Below are 6,294 nucleotides of genomic sequence, written 5' to 3'. Positions count from 1 at the left end.
AGAGACTTGGTATTCATTTATCGTCTTGCGACGTTAAGAATCCGTATCTTCGAGTGCCCACACAGATTGTCTGATAAATTGTTAAAGAGCAGTGCCGCTTCGCTTTGTCAGCGGCGCGGGATGTGCATATTACGCTTTCCCGCTTGAGAGTCAAGCGTTTATTTTCGCTTTCGTCTCTCGAGATTCTCAGGAGAACCTCGCTAACCCGGCGGCTTGTTTGCCGTTGTTCCGTGTCAGTGGAGGCGCATTATAGGGAGATACTGAGAAGTCGCAAGCATAAATTATAAAAAACTTATCGTTCGCTTATTTTTCATTCAACCCTCTTATTTTTGCCTGGTTTTTAAACAAAAACGAGCCCCGAAGGGCTCGTTTTCTTCTTTTTGTGACTTACTGCACTGCCACAATCTGATCGTCTTTGACTTCCAGGCGGATAACTTTGCCAGGAATCAGCTCGCCGGACAGAATCTGCTGGGCCAGCGGGTTTTCGATCTGCTGCTGGATAGCACGTTTCAACGGACGTGCACCATATACCGGATCGTAACCATTCTGACTCAGCAACTGCAGCGCTTCATCAGACATCTGCGTTTCGTAGCCACGCTCTTCCAGACGCTGGTACAGACGCTGCAGCTGAATCTGGGCAATCGACGCAATATGTTTTTCACCCAACGGATGGAAGACAACCACTTCATCTATACGGTTGATGAACTCTGGACGGAAGCTGTGGCTGACCACGCCCAGTACCAGATCTTTCATATGCCCGTAGTCCAGTTCGCCGAAACGTTCCTGAATCAGGTCGGAACCGAGGTTAGAGGTCATGATGACCACCGTGTTACGGAAGTCGACCGTTCTCCCCTGCCCGTCGGTCAGACGACCGTCGTCCAGAACCTGCAGCAGAATGTTGAACACATCCGGATGCGCCTTCTCGACTTCATCCAGCAGGATGACAGAATAAGGACGACGACGAACCGCTTCCGTCAGATAACCGCCCTCTTCATAACCAACATATCCCGGAGGCGCACCGACCAGACGAGACACGGAGTGTTTCTCCATAAACTCGGACATGTCGATACGCACCATGGCGTCGTCGCTGTCGAACATAAAGTTAGCCAGCGCTTTACACAGTTCGGTTTTACCTACCCCGGTTGGCCCCAGGAACAGGAATGAACCAATCGGACGGTTAGGATCGGACAGCCCGGCACGGCTACGGCGAATCGCATTCGATACCGCTTCAACCGCTTCGTTCTGCCCAATCACGCGGCTGTGCAGATCCTGCTCCATACGCAGCAGTTTCTCACGTTCGCCTTCCAGCATGCGGGCAACCGGGATACCAGTCCAGCGTGCCAGCACTTCGGCAATCTCTGCATCCGTCACTTTATTACGTAACAGGCGCATGGTTTTACCCTCAGACTGCGTTGCCGCTTCCAGCTGTTTTTCCAGCTCTGGAATTTTGCCGTACTGCAGCTCGGACATCCGCGCCAGATCGCCGACGCGACGCGCCTGCTCGATGGCAATTTTCGCCTGCTCCAGTTCAGCCTTAATCGTCTGCGTACCGGAGAGGGAGGCTTTTTCCGCTTTCCACTCTTCTTCTAACTCAGAGTACTGACGCTCTTTATCGCTCAGCTCATCGTTCAGCATGTCGAGACGTTTCTTACTCGCCTCGTCAGACTCTTTCATTAGTGCCTGCTGTTCCAGCTTCAGCTGAATGATACGGCGGTCGAGTCGGTCGAGCTCTTCCGGCTTCGAGTCAATCTGCATACGAATACTGGACGCCGCTTCATCGATAAGGTCGATAGCTTTATCCGGCAACTGACGGTCGGCGATATAGCGGTGAGACAGCGTTGCTGCCGCCACAATTGCTGGGTCAGTAATCTGCACGTGGTGGTGCAGTTCATAACGTTCTTTCAAACCACGCAGAATCGCGATGGTGTCTTCCACCGAAGGCTCTGCGACAAACACTTTCTGGAATCGACGTTCCAGCGCCGCATCTTTTTCGATGTACTGGCGATATTCATCCAGCGTCGTCGCGCCTACGCAGTGGAGTTCCCCACGCGCCAGCGCCGGTTTTAGCATGTTGCCAGCATCCATCGCGCCGTCGGCTTTACCCGCCCCGACCATGGTATGCAGCTCATCGATAAACAGGATGACATTGCCTTCCTGTTTCGCCAGGTCGTTCAGTACGCCTTTCAGACGCTCTTCAAACTCACCGCGGTATTTCGCCCCGGCCACCAGCGCGCCCATATCCAGCGCCAGTACACGGCGGCCTTTTAAGCCTTCCGGAACTTCACCGTTAATAATGCGCTGCGCCAGCCCTTCAACAATGGCCGTTTTACCGACGCCCGGTTCACCGATTAATACCGGGTTGTTTTTCGTACGACGCTGCAGTACCTGGATGGTACGGCGAATTTCTTCATCACGGCCGATAACCGGGTCAAGTTTGCCCTGCTCGGCGCGCTCGGTCAGATCGACCGTGTATTTTTTCAATGCCTGACGTTGGTCTTCGGCACCCTGGTCATTCACGCTTTCACCCCCGCGCATCTGTTCAATAGCCTGAGTAATATTGGCCGTTGTCGCCCCCGCTGATTTCAGCAGGTCGGTCAGAGTGCCACGTGACTCAAGCGCCGCCAGAACGAACAGCTCTGACGAAATAAAGTTGTCGTTACGTTTTTGCGCCAGCTTGTCGCAAAGATTCAACACGCGCATCAGATCCTGAGACGGCTGCACGTCTCCACCGGTGCCTTCCACCTGAGGTAAACGGCTCAATGCCTGATCGATAGCGGTACGCAACTGGCCAGCATTAATGCCAGCAGAGGTTAATAAAGGACGTACCGAGCCCCCTTCCTGATTCAGCAAGGCGCTCATTAAATGAAGAGGTTCGATAAATTGGTTGTCGTGCCCCAGTGCGAGCGACTGGGCATCGGCAAGAGCAAGCTGGAATTTATTGGTAAGACGATCCAGACGCATGACTCCTCCCATACTAGGTCAAATTTGCTACAGGAGATTAAATGAGGTCATCCCTCAATTATTCAAGGTTAAATGACCTGGTCAATGAGAAAAAAATGTCTGCCTTCTGGATCGTCTTGATTCTATAGGTTATATCAGCCAGATGAAACTTGCCATACGACCCGTAGTACGGTCACGGCGGTAAGAGAAGAAATCATCTTTTTCGCTGAAGGTACAGCGGTCACCGCCAAAGAGTGCGGTTACGCCGATATTCCCCAAGCGCTGACGCGCCAGCTGGTAGATATCAGCATAGTATTTTTCGCCGGCAGGACGGAAGGCGCTAACCGCATTGGCATCTTTCGCCATAAACGCTTCACGCACTTCCGGGCCGACTTCGAAAGCCAGCGGCCCAATCGCCGGGCCAAGCCAGGCAACAATGTTCTCTGGGCTATCTTTGAAGCAGGCAACGGTCTCTTCCAGCACGCCGTCGCACAGCCCGCGCCATCCGGCATGCGCCGCAGCGACTTCGGTTCCGGCTTTATTACAGAAAAGCACCGGCAGACAATCGGCTGTCATCACCGCACACACAGTCCCGGGCGTATTGCTATAGGAAGCATCGGCGCGCTTAGAGGCATAAGGTTCACCGGTCAGATGCAGAACCTCTTTACCGTGTACCTGCTCAAGCCACACCGGTTTCGACGGCAGTTTACCTGCCGCAAACATACGCTTACGGTTCTCTTCTACGTGATCAAGATTATCGCCACAGTGGGCACCGAGATTCAGAGAATCCCACGCCCCTTCGCTAACCCCGCCCACGCGCGTTGAACTGCAGGCCGCTACGCTTGCTGGCAGCGGCCACTCCGGGACAATGATTTTGGTCATAGCCAGTCTACGTCATCCTTATGTTCTTCAAAGTCGTCGCGCATCACTGCGATCAGATCAACCATATCCTGCGGGATTGGCGCATGCCATTCCATTTCAATCCCCGAAATCGGGTGATAGAGACGCAGCATGGTCGCGTGAAGCGCTTGACGGTCAAACTTACGCAGTACGGAAATGAACTCATCCGATGCGCCTTTCGGCGGACGCGGGCGTCCACCATAGACCTGATCGCCCACCAGCGGATGGGTGATATGCGCCATGTGCACGCGGATCTGGTGCGTACGTCCGGTTTCCAGACGTAGCCGCAGACGCGTGTGCACACGGAAGTGTTCCATAATGCGATAGTGCGTTACCGCCGGTTTACCCATCGGGTGTACCGCCATGTGCGTACGCTTGGTCGGGTGACGGCTGATCGGTTCTTCAACGCTACCGCCTGCGGTCATGTGGCCAATCGCGACCGCTTCGTACTCGCGGGTGATCTCACGCAGCTGCAGCGATTCCACCAGACGCGTTTGCGCCGGAACGGTTTTCGCCACCACCATCAAACCGGTCGTGTCTTTATCCAGACGGTGTACGATGCCCGCACGCGGTACATCGGCAATCGGCGGATAGTAGTGCAGCAGCGCGTTCAGTACCGTGCCGTCCGGGTTACCAGCGCCAGGGTGCACCACGAGGTCACGTGGTTTGTTGATGACCATGATGTCGTCATCTTCATAAACGATATCGAGTGGGATATCCTGCGCTTCAAAGCGGATCTCTTCGTCAATTTCGGCGTCAATAGAGACGGTTTCGCCGCCCATGACTTTCTCTTTTGGCTTGTCTGAAACTTTGCCATTTACCTGTACGCGTTGGTCGAGGATCCATTCTTTTATGCGCGAACGCGAATAATCAGGGAACATTTCGGCCAAAGCCTGATCTAAGCGTTGTCCAAGTTGTGACTCGGACACCGTTGCGGTGAGTTGTACTCGTTGTGCCATATACAGCTTCTTCGTTAACGTTGGGTTTTTACGGCTTCGCCGTTTAATATAGTGTGCTATTGTAGCTGGTCTTAATCGGGAACAGGAACTATGAATATCCCGTATAAACATTTTGAGGAAAGTCAAAACGTCATGACGCGCATGAAATATCTGGTGGCAGCGGCCACGTTGAGCCTGGCTTTGGCGGGGTGCTCTGGTTCAAAGGACGAAGTTCCTGATAATCCGCCTAATGAAATCTACGCAACTGCTCAGCAAAAGCTGCAGGACGGTAACTGGAAACAGGCAATAACGCAACTGGAAGCGTTGGATAACCGCTATCCGTTTGGACCATATTCTCAGCAGGTTCAGCTGGATCTGATCTACGCATACTATAAAAATGCCGATCTGCCGCTGGCCCAGGCCGCAATTGACCGTTTCATCCGTCTGAACCCGACTCATCCAAACATCGACTACGTGATGTACATGCGTGGTCTGACGAATATGGCGCTGGATGATAGCGCGCTGCAGGGCTTCTTCGGCGTCGATCGTTCCGACCGCGATCCGCAGCACGCGCGTGACGCATTCAATGACTTCTCGAAGCTGGTGCGCGGCTACCCGAACAGTCAGTACGTCACCGATGCCAACAAGCGTCTGGTCTTCCTGAAAGATCGTCTGGCGAAATATGAACTTTCCGTTGTTGATTACTACACTGCACGTGGTGCATGGGTAGCCGTGGTTAACCGCACTGAAAACATGATGCGTAACTACCCGGACACTCAGGCCACCCGCGACGCGCTTCCTAAGATGGAAAACGCCTATCGTGAAATGCAGATGACCGCGCAGGCTGACAAAGTCGCAAAAATCATTGCGGCCAACAGCAAAAACACTCAGTCCTGATTCGGACAATCCTATCAAGCAAAACGGCAGCCCTGAGGCTGCCGTTTTTTTATTCGTTTTACGTCATTGCTGAAGCGGTTTAGCTCCAGGTCATCCTATCAAATATGGCTGCATTTTCCCGAACCGACAAGTAAAAAATCACTTCTTCCTGTCCTGACTCACAAAATGAATGCACTGACAAAAAGTGACAAAATAATGTGATCTTAATCACACATTTTAACCAAATCCGAGGTATGCTGGAATCACCAAGACGGAAAGACAAGAGGTAAAATTTATGACAATGAACATTACCAGTAAACAAATGGAAATTACTCCGGCTATTCGCCAGCATGTCGCAGACCGTCTCTCAAAATTGGAAAAATGGCAAACCCACTTAATCAACCCACATATCATCCTGTCCAAAGAGCCACAGGGATTTGTAGCGGACGCCACGATGAATACCCCGAACGGGCATCTGGTCGCCAGCGCTAAACATGAAGATATGTACACCGCCATTAACGAATTGATCAACAAGCTGGAACGGCAGCTCAATAAGGTGCAACACAAAGGGGAAGCCCGTCGCGCCACCACATCGGTGAAAGACGCAAGCTTCGTAGAAGAAGTTGAAGAAGAGTAAACT

At 52.6% G+C, this 6,294-nt stretch carries 5 protein-coding genes; 2 read left to right on the top strand and 3 right to left on the bottom strand.

The features are described from left to right. Positions 1-387 precede the first annotated feature (387 nt). The 3 genes from clpB to rluD form a co-directional block, all read right to left on the bottom strand. The gene (gene clpB / locus HII27_RS15735; protein ID WP_185668773.1) at positions 388-2,961 is read right to left on the bottom strand and encodes an ATP-dependent chaperone ClpB; all 2,574 of its coding nucleotides are present in this window, start codon (positions 2,959-2,961) and stop codon (positions 388-390) included. 129 nt (positions 2,962-3,090) lie between these two features. Then, positions 3,091-3,822 carry a purine nucleoside phosphorylase YfiH gene (yfiH, locus tag HII27_RS15730; protein WP_185668772.1) on the bottom strand — a complete coding sequence of 244 codons (732 nt, stop codon included), beginning with the start codon at positions 3,820-3,822 and terminating at the stop codon, positions 3,091-3,093. Then, positions 3,819-4,799 (bottom strand): 23S rRNA pseudouridine(1911/1915/1917) synthase RluD, encoded by a 981-nt coding sequence (gene rluD / locus HII27_RS15725; protein WP_035894959.1) that lies wholly within the window; start codon positions 4,797-4,799, stop codon positions 3,819-3,821. The genes yfiH and rluD overlap by 4 nt, the downstream gene beginning before the upstream one ends. Positions 4,800-4,931: 132 nt before the next feature. Between rluD and bamD the strand changes: the two genes are divergently transcribed. Together bamD and raiA are read left to right on the top strand one after the other, a co-directional pair. After that, positions 4,932-5,675: an outer membrane protein assembly factor BamD gene (bamD, locus tag HII27_RS15720; protein ID WP_062779280.1), complete on the top strand. Its 744-nt coding sequence runs from the start codon at positions 4,932-4,934 to the stop codon at positions 5,673-5,675. Positions 5,676-5,949: 274 nt separating this feature from the next. Then, positions 5,950-6,291 (top strand): ribosome-associated translation inhibitor RaiA, encoded by a 342-nt coding sequence (gene raiA, locus HII27_RS15715; RefSeq protein WP_185668771.1) that lies wholly within the window; start codon positions 5,950-5,952, stop codon positions 6,289-6,291. Positions 6,292-6,294 lie beyond the last annotated feature (3 nt).

The organism is Kluyvera sichuanensis, from assembly GCF_014218705.1.
In the GTDB taxonomy this organism is placed as follows: Bacteria; Pseudomonadota; Gammaproteobacteria; order Enterobacterales; family Enterobacteriaceae; genus Kluyvera; species Kluyvera sichuanensis.
The sequence above is the reverse complement of the archived record's forward strand: the minus strand, read 5'-3'. Positions and strand labels throughout refer to the sequence as shown.

What these genes read in the sequence shown, in the direction of transcription:
- clpB (WP_185668773.1), bottom strand. Translation starts at nt 2,961, where the DNA reads ATGCGTCTGGATCGTCTTACCAATAAATTCCAGCTTGCTCTTGCCGAT.
- rluD (WP_035894959.1), bottom strand. Translation starts at nt 4,799, where the DNA reads ATGGCACAACGAGTACAACTCACCGCAACGGTGTCCGAGTCACAACTT.
- raiA (WP_185668771.1), top strand. Translation starts at nt 5,950, where the DNA reads ATGACAATGAACATTACCAGTAAACAAATGGAAATTACTCCGGCTATT.
- bamD (WP_062779280.1), top strand. Translation starts at nt 4,932, where the DNA reads ATGACGCGCATGAAATATCTGGTGGCAGCGGCCACGTTGAGCCTGGCT.
- yfiH (WP_185668772.1), bottom strand. Translation starts at nt 3,822, where the DNA reads ATGACCAAAATCATTGTCCCGGAGTGGCCGCTGCCAGCAAGCGTAGCG.